Origin of the sequence: Psychrobacter cibarius, assembly GCF_016107535.1 — a bacterium.
GTDB classification, from domain to species: domain Bacteria; phylum Pseudomonadota; class Gammaproteobacteria; order Pseudomonadales; family Moraxellaceae; genus Psychrobacter; species Psychrobacter cibarius.
Genome location: NZ_JABASQ010000007.1, coordinates 33,994 through 50,524, shown reverse-complemented (window position 1 = coordinate 50,524; position 16,531 = coordinate 33,994). Strand labels below are relative to the sequence as shown.

Annotated in this window: 16 protein-coding genes; 9 read left to right on the top strand and 7 right to left on the bottom strand. The window is 42.4% G+C overall.

Annotation, left to right across the window (positions count from 1 at the left end):
* Both JFC08_RS06630 and pilG read right to left on the bottom strand, forming a co-directional pair.
* Entirely contained in the window at positions 1-363 is a 363-nt protein-coding gene (locus JFC08_RS06630) for a response regulator (protein WP_045444033.1), read from the bottom strand.
* 282 nt (positions 364-645) lie between these two features.
* On the bottom strand, positions 646-1,023 hold the full coding sequence (gene pilG / locus JFC08_RS06625; protein ID WP_045453505.1) for a twitching motility response regulator PilG: 378 nt from the start codon (positions 1,021-1,023) through the stop codon (positions 646-648).
* Between the two features lie 677 nt (positions 1,024-1,700).
* Here pilG and JFC08_RS06620 point away from each other — a divergent pair.
* From JFC08_RS06620 to JFC08_RS06590, 7 genes are all read left to right on the top strand, one after another.
* A complete protein-coding gene (locus JFC08_RS06620; RefSeq protein WP_227697683.1) occupies positions 1,701-3,005 on the top strand; it encodes an efflux RND transporter periplasmic adaptor subunit in 1,305 nt (434 codons plus the stop codon).
* Between the two features lie 297 nt (positions 3,006-3,302).
* Positions 3,303-4,025: a response regulator transcription factor gene (locus JFC08_RS06615; protein WP_045444030.1), complete on the top strand. Its 723-nt coding sequence runs from the start codon at positions 3,303-3,305 to the stop codon at positions 4,023-4,025.
* A 102-nt stretch (positions 4,026-4,127) separates the two neighbouring features.
* Entirely contained in the window at positions 4,128-6,305 is a 2,178-nt protein-coding gene (locus JFC08_RS06610; RefSeq protein WP_198330164.1) for an ATP-binding protein, read from the top strand.
* A 543-nt stretch (positions 6,306-6,848) separates the two neighbouring features.
* On the top strand, positions 6,849-7,619 hold the full coding sequence (locus JFC08_RS06605; RefSeq protein WP_198330163.1) for a methionine ABC transporter ATP-binding protein: 771 nt from the start codon (positions 6,849-6,851) through the stop codon (positions 7,617-7,619).
* A 19-nt stretch (positions 7,620-7,638) separates the two neighbouring features.
* On the top strand, positions 7,639-8,325 hold the full coding sequence (locus JFC08_RS06600) for a methionine ABC transporter permease (RefSeq protein ID WP_060491817.1): 687 nt from the start codon (positions 7,639-7,641) through the stop codon (positions 8,323-8,325).
* A 219-nt stretch (positions 8,326-8,544) separates the two neighbouring features.
* The gene (locus JFC08_RS06595) at positions 8,545-9,504 is read left to right on the top strand and encodes a MetQ/NlpA family ABC transporter substrate-binding protein (protein WP_193009030.1); all 960 of its coding nucleotides are present in this window, start codon (positions 8,545-8,547) and stop codon (positions 9,502-9,504) included.
* Positions 9,505-9,805: 301 nt separating this feature from the next.
* Complete coding sequence (locus JFC08_RS06590) at positions 9,806-10,654, top strand: aldo/keto reductase (protein WP_198330162.1); 849 nt, start codon at positions 9,806-9,808, stop codon at positions 10,652-10,654.
* A gap of 277 nt (positions 10,655-10,931) precedes the next feature.
* Here JFC08_RS06590 and ccmE read toward each other — a convergent pair whose 3' ends face one another.
* The 5 genes from ccmE to ccmA all read right to left on the bottom strand — a co-directional run bounded on the left by ccmE (position 10,932) and on the right by ccmA (position 14,424).
* Positions 10,932-11,432, bottom strand: coding sequence for a cytochrome c maturation protein CcmE (ccmE, locus tag JFC08_RS06585; RefSeq protein WP_045453493.1), 501 nt, complete (start codon positions 11,430-11,432; stop codon positions 10,932-10,934).
* A 270-nt stretch (positions 11,433-11,702) separates the two neighbouring features.
* Positions 11,703-11,924, bottom strand: a complete 222-nt coding sequence (gene ccmD, locus JFC08_RS06580; RefSeq protein ID WP_045444018.1) for a heme exporter protein CcmD — start codon at positions 11,922-11,924, stop codon at positions 11,703-11,705.
* A 44-nt stretch (positions 11,925-11,968) separates the two neighbouring features.
* Entirely contained in the window at positions 11,969-12,757 is a 789-nt protein-coding gene (ccmC, locus tag JFC08_RS06575) for a heme ABC transporter permease CcmC (RefSeq protein ID WP_198330161.1), read from the bottom strand.
* A 241-nt stretch (positions 12,758-12,998) separates the two neighbouring features.
* Positions 12,999-13,736 (bottom strand): heme exporter protein CcmB, encoded by a 738-nt coding sequence (locus tag JFC08_RS06570; RefSeq protein WP_227697682.1) that lies wholly within the window; start codon positions 13,734-13,736, stop codon positions 12,999-13,001.
* Between the two features lie 58 nt (positions 13,737-13,794).
* Entirely contained in the window at positions 13,795-14,424 is a 630-nt protein-coding gene (gene ccmA, locus JFC08_RS06565) for a heme ABC exporter ATP-binding protein CcmA (RefSeq protein ID WP_198330160.1), read from the bottom strand.
* Between the two features lie 133 nt (positions 14,425-14,557).
* On the opposite strand from ccmA, the gene JFC08_RS06560 reads away from it, so the two are divergent.
* Positions 14,558-15,595 carry a hypothetical protein gene (locus JFC08_RS06560; RefSeq protein WP_227697681.1) on the top strand — a complete coding sequence of 346 codons (1,038 nt, stop codon included), beginning with the start codon at positions 14,558-14,560 and terminating at the stop codon, positions 15,593-15,595.
* Between the two features lie 65 nt (positions 15,596-15,660).
* Positions 15,661-16,476: a YbjN domain-containing protein gene (locus JFC08_RS06555; RefSeq protein WP_198330159.1), complete on the top strand. Its 816-nt coding sequence runs from the start codon at positions 15,661-15,663 to the stop codon at positions 16,474-16,476.
* The last annotated feature ends 55 nt before the right edge of the window (positions 16,477-16,531 follow it).

Below are 16,531 nucleotides of genomic sequence, written 5' to 3'. Positions count from 1 at the left end.
CTACTCCATTACTTTACGAATGATATTAACCAATCCATTTTCGTCAACGGGCTTTGCCATATACTCTTTAGCGCCTTGGCGTTTTCCCCAAACTCGATCGGTTTCCTGATTTTTGGTACTGATCATAATCACTGGAATATGCGCGGTGGTCTTACCTCGAGTAATTTTGCGAGTGGCCTGAAAACCGTTCATCTCAGGCATAACCACGTCCATTAAAATGACATCTGGTAAGTGATCAATGGCCATCTGGCAACCTTGCTCACCATTTATCGCCTCTAATACTTTAAAATTATGTCTGGCAAGCATGTCGCGAAATTTCGCCATCTCAGATGGTGAGTCGTCAATGACTAAAACTGTAGTCATAGGAATTTCCTTTATTTTCGAAAGTATCCATAAGGATATGTTGTTATATTATTGAGACAATCCGACTGAAAGTAGCACGCCAACCATGAATGGCAGGGCAATTCTCTTAACAGTTTCGATTAAATATTGAGCAGTTATTAGTAATATTTTATCAATACTAAATCTCTTAACCGTAATGCCTAGCCTAATTTATCTGATTCTATATAAAGCATAGCAATGCATAAATCATACCAACTTGTAAGACGATATTTAACGATATATCTACAAGCGGACTTATTTATATTAGCGGTACTGATTAATTGCCTCGAACAGCTCATCTTTACTAAATGGCTTGGTCAGATACTCATCTGAACCCACAATACGACCACGCGCTTTGTCAAATAAGCCATCTTTAGACGACAACATAATCACAGGTTTGCTGGCATAATCAGGGTTGTTTTTTATTAGCGCACAAGTCTGATAGCCATCCAAACGCGGCATCATGATGTCGACAAAAATAATATCTGGATTGTTATCGACAATTTTTGCTAAAGCATCAAAACCATCAATGGCGGTCACAACTTCGCAACCCGCTTTTTGTAATAAAGTCTCTGCGGTACGGCGAATGGTTTTTGAATCATCAATCACCATTACTTTTAAACCATCAAAATTATTTTCCATTATCAGTGTCCTATAAACGACTATTTATTCTTAATACCATCCATCAATGCAAAAATTTAACGGTTATTTCAACCTGTCATATCATTCATTATTGGACTGATATGAGACGCTAAATTTGCATTACCATATGTTATGACAGTCAACATATCAGCTGCCAGTATCCGCCTGTCAAACAGAGCGTCAACATGGGCTACTATACGCACTTTCTAATTAATAAGCTTACTAAATTGCGCCAAACCTATGGCTTTTTAGACGACTTATTTTGCTTTTATTATCGTCCACTGCAACCGTATTTGGCTTCAAACAAGGTAGAGTACCTTTTATTACTGATGACCATGACGATAAAAGAGGTAAGCTCGAAGTAAAAGAACCATCAACCTTATGATATTTCTGCATTATATAGAAACGATGGGCACATTGCTGAATAATTTTCTTTTGTGATAAAAATGTATCATTGTATTTTGTTATGTTTGTTTTAGCACAGTTATCGACTAATTTCCAGTTATGAGTGAGCCAATATTCGAACTGGTCAGTAATATAAAAATTTGTTCAGACTTGCTGTCACTCCTAGCTTAGCTAATGACTGGATTTAGTAGCCTTAACGTCAGCGGTTTATTAAGTTTTTTGCGCTTATTTCACCCAGTGGCAATTCACTATATAATAAAACGATGACTACTATGGTGACTGCTATGACGGCTTGTAATTTTTTAAAAAATAGCACCTATCTACTGAGTGCTTTTCTTCTTGCTGCCTGTCAGCCATCACCGCCTACCAATGAGCCTGTGACTGCAGAAAACAGTGAGACTGTAGATACCCCTATTGTCATTACCGACGATAGTGTGACCATGACGCCAGATCATATATTGAGCATAAAACCTTCACGTTATCAGCCCAGTCTTGGTTTACAAGGTAAGATCGAACCTATCAAACAGACTAAGCTTATCGCTGCATACCCCATTAACGTCGAAGAAATACTGGTTACTGAGGGTCAATGGGTAGAAAAAGATATGCCGCTGCTTATTGTTCGACGCGTGCAATCAGAAAGCAAAACAGCAGATGCATCCAACCCAGCTAAGGAACAATCTTCAAAATCGAACAGCGTTGCCCCAGATTCTGAGATGACGAACGATGCGGTTGATGTAAAGCAAACACACTCACAAAAAACAGACGCTAGCTCAAAACCCAATCAGCCTACAGCAGAAAATAGCGCAACAACCACTAAAAACGACCCAATTGCTAACAAAGAAGAGGCAGCAGCAAACGCCACAGTGGGCACTCCTAAAAACGCAGTCGGCAACCTTAAAAACAATGACCAAACCAGCGCTAATAGCACGGCGAGCTTAAAACCGCAGCAGAATCAGTATAATTTGGTCACTGTGCGTGCCAGCTTTTCTGGCCGTGTAAAAAACTTATATGCCAAAGCAGGTCAAAGACTAGAGGCGCGCACGCCTTTATTACAGCTTAGCGATGAAACTAAATTACACTTTATCGCGATCCTACCTATCCAAGCAGAACCGCAACTTTCGGTTGGTCAGACTGTCAATTTTACAGCTGAAGGTATGTCGGAACAGTTCACAGGACAAGTCAGTAAACTGACCGCGACCAGCCAGCCGAAAAAGCTGTTGGTCTATGTTAACGTCATTGACAATGAAGCAAGTCGAGACAAGTTATTGCCAGATATGAAAGTCACGGGGCGGGTTAATTATGGTCAAATAGATGTGGGCACTATCGTGCCTAAGCGGGCGTTGCACGATGTTGACTTGACAGAATTACAAACGTCACCATATAAGCCTCTGTCACCGTTGACTGCTAACGTGTGGATTATTGGACAGGATCAGCGCCTGACACGCCAGCCTATTGAAGTAGTCGAATATGACCCTATCACAAAGCAATATTTAATTGCGGGTATTAGCAACGACAGTTTGATTTGTTTGGCTGATTTACCGGCTGATGCTAAAGGTAAAAAAGTCAATGTCTCATAGCTATGCATGCCGACAGTTACATTGTGTAGAAACATTAACAAAGCCTCTCTTGTTTTGTAACTGCGTAATTAGGCAATATGACCATATAATATATAGCATTAACCGAGTATTCTGAATCATTGATATTAAATGATTCAATATCTTGAAAGTTTGAGAAATCTTAAAAAGTTTGAAAATATAGAGGCTTAATCTTTTAACTGTTTGAGATCCTAAAATCAGCGATGTATTTATCGTGATACAAAATATTAAAACAGATGAAACGTTTGGCCAACCATAACAACAACTAGAGGATAACCCATGAGCAAGCAGATTTTATTAATCGAAGATGATCCTGATCTAGCTGAGTTAATCAGCGATTACCTGACCATGAATTATTATGACGTCCATCATGCAGGGCTTGGTCAAGAAGGGCTTGATTTATTGGATGCCAAAGAGCGTGATATTGATTTGGTCGTGCTTGACTTAATGCTACCTGATATGGATGGTATGCAAGTGTGTCAAAAAATTCGCGGCAATAAAAACAACATGACCAATAAAGTGCCAATTATCATGTTGACAGCGAAAGGTGATACCACCGATCGCGTGCTAGGTCTTGAGATGGGTGCTGACGATTATATATCTAAGCCTTTTGAGCCACGTGAGCTTCTCGCTCGAATCCGTGCTGTTATTCGCCGTCATGAGCAGCCCAATCAAGCAGATAGCCAGTCTGATAGCTTAACCTTTGGTCGTTTGAGCGTGTTCCCTGACAGCCATGAAGTGACCATCGATGATGAGCCTGTTCGTTTAACGACGCATCAGTTTCAATTATTGCATTACTTTGCCACCCATTCTGGTAAAGTATTGAATCGCGAGCAACTGTGGCAAGCCATGCCCAATGATGACAGCTCAGATAATATCGATCGCGCCATTGATGTTCATATCTCGCGTCTGCGTGCTTTAATTGAAGACAACCCACGCCAGCCAAAACGTATTATTACGGTACGCGGTGTTGGTTATCAATTTGCCACTGATCAGGTTTGATCGCAAAAGCGGCAAATTAATCGATAAAAACCATACTTTTGATTTGTTTACGCAAATTAGAAGTATAAGTCGATATAAACGGCTGATAGTAGAGATGGTTTAATGCAGCAGTTGGGATTTCGTTCGGTATTTGCCAAGTTATTTGCCAGTGTCATGCTGGCACTTATTTTATTTGCAGTGGCGATGGTGCTGTTGACGCAACTTGTGCACGACAAAGATGCAAGTATTCGATCAGAAGTATTGGCCACCCAGATTTTAGGACAAATAGACCCTTTCTTGCACGAGCTGAATATCTCTGTTAGCGAGGACAATCGCTTGCAAGCGCGCTTTATGCTAGCAGTGGTCAAAAAGAGCTTTGATATCTTTGATGAGTCATTACAGGCAAAGATGGGCTTGTATGACAACGAAGGTCGATTGCTAATGCAAACGGATAACAGCGATTTGCCGTTGGAGTTGCCCGCACCGCCCTCTTTATTTTCACGCGTTTTTCCCTCTCTCGCAGACACCTCCCCTACCAAGCAAGCTCAGGTTTATAGCAGCACCGGCTATACGCTTTTGTATGAATCACGCTTACCGCCTAAAAAACCAGTACTCTCCTCTGCGCTGAATTTATTTACTGGCACACTACTACTGTTACTTATTATGGCAGGCGTCCTGTGGTGGATTGCTCGTACCATCACTTGGCGCATCAATCAGATGAGCCAGCAGATGGCGCAACTGGGTGATGGTGATTTTACCGTACGGGTGAATGCTCGTGGTAACGATGAGATCGCCTCACTAGCGCGTGGATTTAACCAAGCAGCACAAAAAATCGAACACCTTATCGATGCCAATAACCTGCTCTTAGCACATGCTTCTCATGAGCTACGTACCCCCATTACTCGTATCCGCTTACAGATTGAGATGATGGATATGCTCGCAGGGGCGCTACCATCTGATACCAAAGCAAAGTTTGATAAACGTGCGCAAGCGATTAACCGCGATTTGTCAGGGCTCAACGACTTGGTAGAGAGTATCTTATTGGTGAGTCGTTTAGACGCCGGTCATGCCTTGCAGCAAGTTGAAAGTTTAGATTTATACGATCTGGTGAATCAAGAACGGCAACATTATCCTGAAGCGACGCTCATTGGTGAACATATTGTGATCGATGGTCAATCATCGATGTTGACCCATTTGATTCGCAACTTGTTAACCAATGCCATGCTACACGGCAAGCCACCCGTGACGGTACTATTGTATGGTGTGCAAACTATTGATGAAGCAGATACCATACCTGATTACCTGCTACAAACGATACTCTGCAGTAGCTTTGCCGATTATAATAGCTCTGATTTTGACTCCTATCACCAACCAATCGAGGTTAATGAAGACAATACGCATAATCATATTGCGCATAGTAATACACACTCAAACGATTCTTCTCATAGTACTGGTAAAGTTAAATCTGAAGCAACGGATGCTATTATCGTGTTGCCAGCACCACCGATATATAGAAACGGAGAAAATATTGCGGTTGAGCATGATCTCAATTCTGATACCGATGCCGATGTGAATATAGAGACTAAAATCGATAAGGCTGATATTAATACCAACAGCGACATTGACTCTATTGAGACCTGTGCAACCTTAACAGAATCTACTGATATGGATAGTGTTCAAACTGACTCAAGCACTTCGACAAACTTAGTCAACAGTAGCGATACCGTTGGAAGCACCAGTGCATCCTCATTGATTGCTAATTATCATAACTTTACCAATGATTTGACTGACAAAATTAAAAAGGTGGTTTGGAAAGCAGTTCCTGACACTGAAGAGCCATCTGCAGTTATCAATGACGCTAAGAGTACTGCCTTGAATGATGCAATTCCTAAATCCAAAGGTGCCATAATAAATAAAGGTGGCAATACACGCGACAAGGGTGATGCTCAAAATAACACTCAAAATTCTACAGAAGTACTCAGTACACCGCGCAAAGAAGGCTTGTTTGCCAAGCATCTAAAAAAAGCCAAGACCGATCCTGTACGCCCATTACCGAAATATGCAGTATTGGCAGTGATTGATGAAGGCACGGGTATTCCAGAAGACAAACGTGAAGAAGTATTTAGTCCATTTGTGCGGTTGCAACAAAAAAATAAAGGTTCTGGACTGGGCTTATCGCTAGTATCACAAATCGTTACCGCACATCAAGGGCGCATCATTACTGATACGTTGAATGGACATACCAGGTTTTTAGTTGTCATACCAGTCAAGCACGACCCACATTATCACCAGCATGACTAGGACGTGCCTTCAATTCACTCTATTAACCTTTAAATGGACTAAAAATGGCTAAATTTTGCCAAACATCGTCAAATAGCGTATCAATGTCTCGATATTATTTGCGCTATTTTCCTTATTCGACGGCAATTTATCTCATTTTTATCACTATTTTTAAAATGAGGACACGACCTAGTCAGCGATGCTATAGTCGATTCAATTTAAAAGTAGTACAAGGCAACCGAGTGTAGATGTATATTTAATACTTCAAGCGAAGTTAACGCCGTAATACTTTTATAGTGGAATGACTATATAAGGTGCTATGAACAGACACTTCATTCTACTGGATCGTCTCGACTCACATTCTACAAAACCCCTCTTACTAATAGCTATTAATCATAAGCCTGTCACGGATGTTCATATCCAAAGTGCTCGATAATATGCTATATTAGCGCCCCTTATTATAGGGTTATTAACGGTTGTTTCTTAATTGGCTTCTTACATTGTTAAAGAGGCCCGACAGCGCGTTTGTGACTATTAAAAAAATTATTGAATTTTGAGCCCTCCATGAATGACATGATTGTCTTAAACAATGTGACCAAGAGTTTTTTAAGCGACCGATCAATCAAAGGCAAAGATGGCAAACCACATTGGTTTACTGCCGTTGAACCGACCTCGTTATCTGTCCAGCAAGGCGAAATCTTCGGCCTAATGGGATACTCGGGTGCCGGTAAGTCTACTTTGCTACGCCTAATCAATATGCTTGAGCGTCCAGATGCTGGTCAAGTCATCGTCGATGGCACCGACTTGACCACATTGTCTGCCAGTGAATTGCGTATCGCTCGGCATAATATTGGTATGATTTTTCAGCAATTTAATCTGATGTCCAATCGTACTGTTTTTGACAACGTGGCCTTTAATTTAACCGTTTCAGGATATCCGAGCCGCGACATTCATAAACGAGTGATGGATTGCCTAGAGATTGTTGATCTAACAGACCGCGCTGGTCACTACCCTGCGCAGCTGTCAGGCGGACAAAAACAGCGTGTCGGTATTGCCAGAGCGATTGCCCCCAGTCCTAAAGTATTATTGGCTGATGAGCCAACCAGTGCGCTTGATCCTGCGACGACTCGCAGCTTGTTGACTTGTCTACGTGATATCAACGAACAACTTGGCGTCACCATTGTGATTGTGACTCATGAGATGAGTGTCATCCGTAGGCTGTGTGATCGCGCCGCATTACTGCATCAAGGTCAACTCTTGGAAGTTGCGGATGTGAGAGACGGTCTGATTCAAGCGACCACCCCGATTGGCAAAGGCTTAGTGCACGAAGACTAATGAGGCAGGAGAAATAAATATGTTAACTGGTAGTGAATTGTCCGCCTCGATAGACAAGCTGTTTGCCCTGCGCAAAGAGATTGTGAACGCGTTTATTGATACATTTATTATGCTTGGCATCTCAACGACGGTGGCCATTGTCATCGGTGGGTTGTTTGGCGTATTTTTGTTTTTATCCAGTGATCGACAGTTTTTGCAAAACAAAACATTGTATGGTCTGCTTGGTGGTATCACCAACTTTATGCGCGCTTTCCCATTTGTCATTTTGATGATTGCCATGAGCCCATTTACGAAGGCTATCGTTGGCACGGGTATTGGACCGATTGCGGCCTCATTGGTACTCGCCATTGCAGGTTCGTTTTATTTTGCCCGTTTGGTCGAGCAAAACTTACGTGAAGTGCCACGCGGTATCATTGAGGCGACCGAGTCTATGGGCGCACGTCCTTTGACCATTATTAAAGTCTTACTCAATGAAGCACGCTCAGGACTGGTATTGTCCGTGACGATTCTCTGTATCAGCCTGCTCTCTTATTCAGCAGCGGCAGGTATGATTGGCGGCGGTGGTCTGGGGGATTTGGCCATTCGTTATGGCTACTATCGTTATCAAACGGAGGTGATGATTTTTATCGTTATTGTCCTATCAATAATGGTCGTCTCCATTCAAGCATCGGGTAATTGGTTGGCCAACCGTTTGGATAAACGATAGACAAAAAGACTTAGACAAAGTCAGTTAACGCTAATATGAATAATACTCAGGGTTTAATGCCGATTCATCCTAAGCAAAATGCTTGACTTTGTTACTGAGACCCTTTAATTTTGATACTAACTTAACAGTCGTTAACTTAGCAGCATTACTATCCCTAATGTTGCTTTTTTAATGGCCAGCGTTTGCCCTCCATCCCATCCCTCTTATTAAGGAAGTTCCATGAAATTAACAGATATCAGCCGTCAGTTAGCGACTGCATTTGCTGCCGTTGGCGTATCAAGCCTAGTCTTGGTTGGTTGCAACAACTCATCAGCACCAGAAGCAACTAAAGAGCCTGTTACGGAAGGCTCAACAGCAGAGACTGCCGCTAGCGATATCGATCCTGAGCATACCAAAATCGTCATCGGTACCACCGAAGGTGACTTCGCTGATATGGTGCGTAACCAAGTGAAAAGCTCACTGGAAGCGCAAGGTTACGAAGTTGAGCTGATTGCTTTTACTGACTATGTACGCCCAAACCTTGCCTTGGCTGAAGGTGATTTGGATATCAACATCTTCCAGCATAAGCCTTATCTTGATACCTTCAAAAAAGAAAACAATCTTGATCTGGTAGAAGTTTTCCAAGTACCTACTGCTCCACTTGGCATTTACTCAGGTAAAAAGACCACGCTTGATGATGTTTATAAAGGCATGAGAGTCTCTGCCCCAAATGATCCAAGTAACTTTGCTCGTGCGCTGGTAATGATGGATGATCTTGGCTGGATCACGCTAAAAGACAATATTGATCCGCTAACGGCATCAAAAACTGACATCGCTGATAACAGCAAATACGACATTGAAATCATTGAGTTAGAAGCCGCTCAATTGCCACGTGCTCGTGATGAAGTCGACTTTGCCGTCATCAATGGCAACTATGCCACGGATGCTGGTATCAAGCTGACTGAAGCGCTATTTCAAGAGCCTAGCTTTGCTTATGTCAACTGGTCAGCCATCAAATCAGCAGATGCTGGCAAAAAATGGGTCGAAGATGTGACCAATGCATATAACTCAGAAGCCTTTAAAAAGTATGCTCATGAAACTTTCCCAGGCTATAAGTACCCAAAAATCTGGGGCTCTGATCACAGTGCGCACACGGATACCGCAACAAAACCTGCACCTGTAGAAGCGGCTGCTCAATAAGCTCTTAAGCCAAAAACACTTAAATATCGTCTTCGTCCCGATTGTAAACGCCCATTGCTAGATAGTGATGGGCGTTTTTTATGGGCTCGATTTTACGATTTTTATTTTTTAACCGCGCGCTGCTGTCTATCAGTTACTAAAAATGACGTTACAGCCTGTTTGTCCTTTGTAGGAAAGCGTCACGTGCCCTTTTACTTGCTGCCAATTTTTTCTATAGTGGGTAGGTCAAATAGAGAGGGTGATCAGAATATTGATGATTTGATGCTCTATCAATAAATACATAAATAACAAGGATAATAAGATGCGTGCTAAAACTTATAATATTCGTACCGCTGGACAAGCAAATATTCCTGTACTAGGGCTTGGCACATGGCAATCGACTGGTCAAGATTGTGTTGATGTCGTCAGTCAAGCGTTGAAAATGGGTTACGAGCACATCGATACCGCTCAAGCTTATGGCAATGAAAAAGAAGTGGGTCAAGGTATCAAACAATCAGGGGTATCTCGGGATAAGTTCTTTTTGACCACAAAGATTTTTCCTGATGATATGAAGTTTGAGCCTGAGAAATTGATTGCAGCCGCCAAACGCTCTTTAGCAGATTTAGATACTGATTATGTTGATTTACTACTATTGCACTGGCCGGATGACCGTGTTCCTTTATCCGAAACCATTCCTGCTTTGTGCGAACTACAGAAACAAGGTTTGACACGCCATATCGGCGTCTCTAACTTTAATATTGCCAATATCATTGAAGCTGAGAAATATGCTGATGTACCGATTGTGGTCAATCAGGTTGAGTTTCATCCTTTCATCAAGCAAAAAACCTTGCAGACTTTTTTGAACAATCACCACATTCTACTCGAAGCTTATTCACCACTTGCACGCGGTGATGTATTCGATAATGAGATTATTAAAGAAATCGCTGACAGACATAATGTCACGCCAGCACAGATATCATTGGCTTGGATTCTGGCAGACAAGCATCGTATTGCTATCCCAAAGACTGCTAACCCTGACCATTTACAAGGCAATCTAGATGCTATCAATGTGCAATTAAGTGCGGATGATATTGAGAAAATCAGCAGCTTAGCTCGTACTGATGGGCGCAAAATTAAGCATCCAGATTACTCGCCTGAATGGGACGACTAAGTTCTTATAAGAAATTATCAAAACTCATTAGGTCGTGTCCTCATTTTAAAAATGGTGATAAAAATGATATAAATTGCCGTCAAACAAGGAAAGTAGCGCAAATAATATCGAGATATTGATAAGCTATTTGACGATGTTTGGCAAAATTTAGCCATTTTTAGCCCATTTAGAGGTTAATCGGTTGAACTAAGGGCACGTCCTAGTACTAAAATTCATGTAAAAAAAGAGCCGCTAATATATTATTAGCGGCTCTTTTACTATGATATGGACTATATAATTACTGCTGTAAGGTATCAGTCTCGTGCACCTTTTCAGCAGGATTATATTGCTCAGAAGGAGGCACTACACCGCTACGGTTGTTTTCTTTCATCGATTTGGCCACTTCTGGCGGCATGTAGTTTTCATCATGCTTCGCCAAGACTTCTCCAGCGACAAAAGTATCACCCTGCATCTTACCTGTCGCTACGACACCTGAGTTTTCAGCAAATAAATCTGGCAAAATACCTTGATAAGTCACTGGTACTGTCGATTGAAAGTCAGTAATGGCAAACTCAACGTTTAGTGGATTGTCTTCTGCGCGCTGGACACTACCCGCAACGACCATACCGCCTGCTCGAATACGCTTATCTTGTGGTGCTTCACCTTGTGCAATCGCGGTAGCATCAAAGTAGTAATCGGTCTGTTGCCCAATGGCATAAAGAACCAATACCACGGCTATCGCCGCCCCTGCAAGCGTAAACATAACCCACATCAGTTTTTTGCGACGAACTGCGTTCATACCACTACCTCATTGATGAGTCACTGTTTTATAAATTATAGTCAATGCCATACAAATATATAAAACAGAAAAATTTGAAGAAACTACCATTAGAAAAACGTTCTAAAAATGTCTTTCTAATCGTACTCTTCTAATGGTTATATGGTAGCATTTTTCGGACAAATCAATAAGCTCTATAACCTCTGTGGCAGTCACCTCTTTATTAGGTGCTAATTGCAGATTGAGTGGCTAAAAATTAACGGCTAACGCTAGATAGGACGAACCTACTAGCTAATTAGGCTGCTTGGTGACAGGCATGGTTGTTTTAGCAGTACGCTGTGCTTGCCGCGCTTGCTGAATGGTCAACTGCTTGATTAAAGCCTGTCGTTGTCTACGACTATAAATAACAAAAGCCAGCATCATGCCAACGGTAATTGCCCAGCATGACCAAACAAAAACACCATGCTTACCCATGGCAAGAAATTCAGATACGCTATAAAAGTAAGGCTGCATAATATTTTCCTAGCCGTGATTTTTTTTGGCGACAGTCATGACCGTCATTTAGCTTGCCTGCGAATGTATTCCTTGACCCACGCTTTGCCTTGATCACGATACAAGATAAGGGTATTGGTACGATAAATCGCTAATGTTGCCACTAATAAATAACTACCAATAATCATCAGTAATAAGGGCATCCACATATCTGCTGACATCTTGGGCGCGGCGGTCAAAGTAAAGGTTGAGCCTTGATGTAAGGTGTTCCACCACTGTACCGAATACTTGATAATGGGCAGATTTACTGCGCCAACAATCGATAAAATAGCAGCCGCTTTGCCGCGATTGGCAGTATGTTCAAAGGCTGCAAATAATGCCATCACGCCCGCATATAAAAATGCCAAGATGAGCATAGATGTCAAACGTGCATCCCAAACCCAGTAAGTACCCCAAGTGGGTTTCGCCCAAATAGAGCCCGTGATTAAGCTAATCACACAGAGCAAGAATCCTAGCGGAGCAAGCGCCTGTGCCACCAGACTGGCGGTCTTAATTTTCCAAACTAAAAAAATGACCCCTAGCACTGCTAAGGCAAAATAGATGGAAATGGCGATACTGGCAGCGGGTACGTGGATAAAGATAATGCGATAGCTATTACCCTGCAGATAATCAGGCGGCGCAAAAGCGAGACCCCAGACACTACCGATCAACAAGCAAATACTGGCTAATATGGCTAACCACTTGACCCAAGGCGAAAAAATGCGAAAAAACTGCTTGGTACCCACAGTGGTCAAAAAGCCTTGCCAGATGCGCTGCCACAAGCTAGGAGATGAGACGTTATTCAAGTTGGGCATGGGAATAAACCTATTGGCACAGCGTATTGGTTGTAACCGATATAGCGCATCATGGGCGCGACTACCTGTTAACCTGCCGGCGTTAAACACTGGATAAAATCTACAAGTGATTGTTTGCTTAGTTAACTGACTATTATAGCAAAATTGCCAGTTTTCAACATGCTGTTAATACAAAGGTTTTTTATAGGGGTTTTTATTACAAACTCTCAATACAGAGAGTTGTACACAACTTATGTCGTTTTTAATTCAACCACGCCATTTTTAACGTCATGGCAATCACCCATGGCATCACCAAAACCGAGATAATACTACCTGCTAATAATAAAGCCAGTATCGGTAAACCATTGAGACCAGTGGCAAATAAATCAACCGCTCCTGTGGCAAAAATCAATACAGGCAACTGCATCGGTAATGCAATCAAAGGCACTAGCACCGCACCATTCTTTAATGACAGCGTCAAACTACTCGCGACCGCTGACAGCATCAACAACATCGGACTACCCGTCACAATAGAAGCCATCAATATCCACGCCTCAAACCAACTAAGCTGAAACAAAGGCACGGCAAGTAAACTAAGCGCTGCCACAATACCACTACTAAAAATCCAATGGATAACCAAACGAATCAACACCCATAAGGGCAATGACGCTTTGGCAACGACCAATTGCGCCAGTGTGCCATTATCAAGGGCGGGCTTAAACAAACCATCGACACCCATGACCAGTGACAATAAAGCAGCAATCCACACCGCCGACACGCCAAGGCGTTGCAATAGCGCAGGCTCGCTACCCACTGCTAGCGGAAATAAGGTGATAATGACCAAAAATAGCACTAGCGGATACAGCCACTGCACGGCGCCTTGCTGTTTGACTTGCCACTCGCGCCGCCACAACTGTATAAATCTGATACCGCGCACCGCAGCTAAGTCAGCATTTGAGCTTTTATTCACTGTTTGTACTGGACCGTCTGTTTCTATCATTTATTTGCTCTTCTACGGATGCTTGGGACACTTATACTGAGAGTATGCAAACTAGTATTCAAACCATATAATCGGACAAATCGAGCACTTGATTGGCAACACCAACGGCCTGATGACTGGTCATTAATATAGCGCCGCCTTCATGGGCAAAATCGCGCAATCTGTCTTCCATTCGCGCTACCATATCGACATCAAGGGCAGTAAAAGGCTCATCGAGTAGCCATAATGGTGTCACCTCAGGGGTCAATAAATATAACCTTGCAAGGGTAATGCGGCGGGTTTGCCCAGCAGATAAATGGCTTGAGCTAATCGTCTCAAAGCCTTGTAATCCCACCCAAGCCAAGGCGTCATCAATATCAGTAACGCTTGGGCTAATCCCATATAAATTTAGCAGAAAAGTCAGATTTTGTGCGACCGTGAGATTTGGATGTATACCCAACTGGTGCGACACGTACAAAGGCTGAATAGGTAAATTCGCTGCTCCTTGATAATAAACCTCACCGCTTAACACTGGCAATAACCCAGCCAGCTGCATCAGTAAAGTCGTCTTACCAGTACCGTTGGCACCAATTAAATGGCAAATGCTACCAGCTGTCAGATTGAGAACAACCCCTTCACATAGAGGGATTTCGCCGCGCTGAACGGTCAGCTCATCAAGCGCAAGTAAGGCGGTATTCAGAGCTGTCATCAAAACCTCTCATTATTTATTAAGCGGCAGTCAATATTCATCACAAACACAGATGACGTTCATGGCATAATACTTTATGCTTACCCCACCCACACAGTATAACAAATTGTCGATTATTATGACCTCAAAACCTATGCCGACTTCAAAAGATAACCAAAATTTAGATATGCCAGCGCTAACCATAGATGGCTTAATCGAGGCACAAGTTGCCTTTATGCAGCAATGGCTACGCATGCAAGCTGAACCGCTGTTTATGCAGGCATGGCAATGGTTTGCTGCACAGCCATTAAATAAATATGTCAGCGCCGATGATTTGCAACAGCTGAGTAATGACTGGCTACTCAATCAACCGATGACGGATATGATGCGTAAAGATATTCGCGATATCTTGCATACGATTATTTATCATCCAGTCAATGATAACGTGCCGTTGTCTGAGCTGGTGGATGACACTCAAGTTGAAACCCTTGCCAACTATATCGGTAGCCACGATCAGCAGCGTAATATCTTGATTCACACCCTGGTCGGCAACGAGACTTTTGCCGATTTGCTAACCCAAACGCTATATCATGCCATTAATGACTTTATGGAGTCCACGCTGGATAAAGCAGGCGCTGCTGGTAAACTGATGAAATTTGGGCGCAGCTCTTTTGAAAAGGCGACCAATAGAAACCTTGACGAAAAACTGCAGGCGTATTTGCATCGTAATATTAAAGATTTAGCACGCCGCGCAGAAGCCAATGCGCAAGAGCATTTATCAAATGACGAAGTCGCGCGATTATTAATCACTGGTTGGGCGCGAATCAAAGACCAGCCTGTCAGTCATCTACAGACTTATCTGCGTGATGAACCTGACAACAGCAGCATCGATCATATCGAAGCCAGCATTCAGCAAAGCTATAACCGCCTGCGCCAGTCACCTTACTTACACAGCCTTGTGGCAGCGAGCATCGATACTTGGTATGGCAATCATCAGTCAGATACTATTGCGACGGTAGTTTCGAGTCTTCATATTGATGAGCAAGCCATGACTCAATTAAGTACAGCACTATTACCTGTGGTGCACGATGCCATAGAAAGCAAGTGGTTGACGGCACATACTCGTGAAATGTTACAAGTGTTTTATGAGCAACCGAATATCAAAGAAAGTTTAGCACTTAATGGTCAATAATTTACTGTCTTAACGTATTTGTCTCAATTTTCCATATCATTCATTTATTTGACAGCACCATACTTATGAGTCAACGTAATACACTCAGCTTGTGGCAAAAACTCAAACAGTTACTGACTGGTTCAGCAGCGCAGGCTAATGAAGTTGAAATGGATATGACGCAAACAGAGTCTCATGACATATATAGTAGTGATACATATAGTAGTGATACAGATGATGAGGATACTAGTGACGCTCATGATGATACCAAAATCGATTCTGAATCTGATGTCAAAAACACAAGCGAATATTCAGAAACTGACGCCTTTAACTCGAGTGCCAGTCAACACGAAGCTAGCGACACGCCCATTATCGATTTTCTGAAACAGTACTTTAATGATAAGCAATGGCACTATACTCACTATAGACCCAAAAGCAGTGGCAACAAAAACAATGACCGTCAACAATCGCATCACTTATCGCTTAGAATGCGCAATAGAAGTCTCGATTGCGGCTATTTGTTTCGCGTGCAAGAAAACAATAAGCTGCTGGCAGTCTATGGAATTTTGCCATTTTTAATACCAGAGAGTCATCAAAGCGCGGCGATGCTACTGATTACTCAAATAAATTATGACTTGCTAATCGGCAATCTAGAAATGGATGTCAATGATGGCGAAATACGCTACAAACACGCTATCGATGTCGAAGCGGTAGGCATCGGTAATGATGCTATCGAGCATTTATTGCAAAGTGTCATCGCGATGACCACGGTCGCGAATGAGATATTTAGTGATTTGATCGATAATCAAAACCCTGCGGAAGACTTACCGACATTGCTGACCGAGCTACGTCACCAATCAGATTCTAGAACCTTTTTTTTGCCAACGCAATTTGTGCAGTAATGAACTGACTACCATAGCTATCCATAGCTTTTACAATGTCTCATCTGTACCTTAC

Bases quoted from the DNA above. Each gene is read 5' to 3' on its own strand.
- JFC08_RS06605 (WP_198330163.1), top strand. From the start codon at position 6,849: ATGAATGACATGATTGTCTTAAACAATGTGACCAAGAGTTTTTTAAGC.
- pilG (WP_045453505.1), bottom strand. From the start codon at position 1,023: ATGGAAAATAATTTTGATGGTTTAAAAGTAATGGTGATTGATGATTCA.
- JFC08_RS06590 (WP_198330162.1), top strand. From the start codon at position 9,806: ATGCGTGCTAAAACTTATAATATTCGTACCGCTGGACAAGCAAATATT.
- JFC08_RS06610 (WP_198330164.1), top strand. From the start codon at position 4,128: ATGCAGCAGTTGGGATTTCGTTCGGTATTTGCCAAGTTATTTGCCAGT.
- JFC08_RS06560 (WP_227697681.1), top strand. From the start codon at position 14,558: ATGCCGACTTCAAAAGATAACCAAAATTTAGATATGCCAGCGCTAACC.
- ccmE (WP_045453493.1), bottom strand. From the start codon at position 11,432: ATGAACGCAGTTCGTCGCAAAAAACTGATGTGGGTTATGTTTACGCTT.
- JFC08_RS06555 (WP_198330159.1), top strand. From the start codon at position 15,661: ATGAGTCAACGTAATACACTCAGCTTGTGGCAAAAACTCAAACAGTTA.
- JFC08_RS06595 (WP_193009030.1), top strand. From the start codon at position 8,545: ATGAAATTAACAGATATCAGCCGTCAGTTAGCGACTGCATTTGCTGCC.
- ccmA (WP_198330160.1), bottom strand. From the start codon at position 14,424: ATGACAGCTCTGAATACCGCCTTACTTGCGCTTGATGAGCTGACCGTT.
- JFC08_RS06570 (WP_227697682.1), bottom strand. From the start codon at position 13,736: ATGATAGAAACAGACGGTCCAGTACAAACAGTGAATAAAAGCTCAAAT.
- JFC08_RS06615 (WP_045444030.1), top strand. From the start codon at position 3,303: ATGAGCAAGCAGATTTTATTAATCGAAGATGATCCTGATCTAGCTGAG.
- ccmC (WP_198330161.1), bottom strand. From the start codon at position 12,757: ATGCCCAACTTGAATAACGTCTCATCTCCTAGCTTGTGGCAGCGCATC.
- ccmD (WP_045444018.1), bottom strand. From the start codon at position 11,924: ATGCAGCCTTACTTTTATAGCGTATCTGAATTTCTTGCCATGGGTAAG.
- JFC08_RS06630 (WP_045444033.1), bottom strand. From the start codon at position 363: ATGACTACAGTTTTAGTCATTGACGACTCACCATCTGAGATGGCGAAA.
- JFC08_RS06600 (WP_060491817.1), top strand. From the start codon at position 7,639: ATGTTAACTGGTAGTGAATTGTCCGCCTCGATAGACAAGCTGTTTGCC.
- JFC08_RS06620 (WP_227697683.1), top strand. From the start codon at position 1,701: ATGGTGACTGCTATGACGGCTTGTAATTTTTTAAAAAATAGCACCTAT.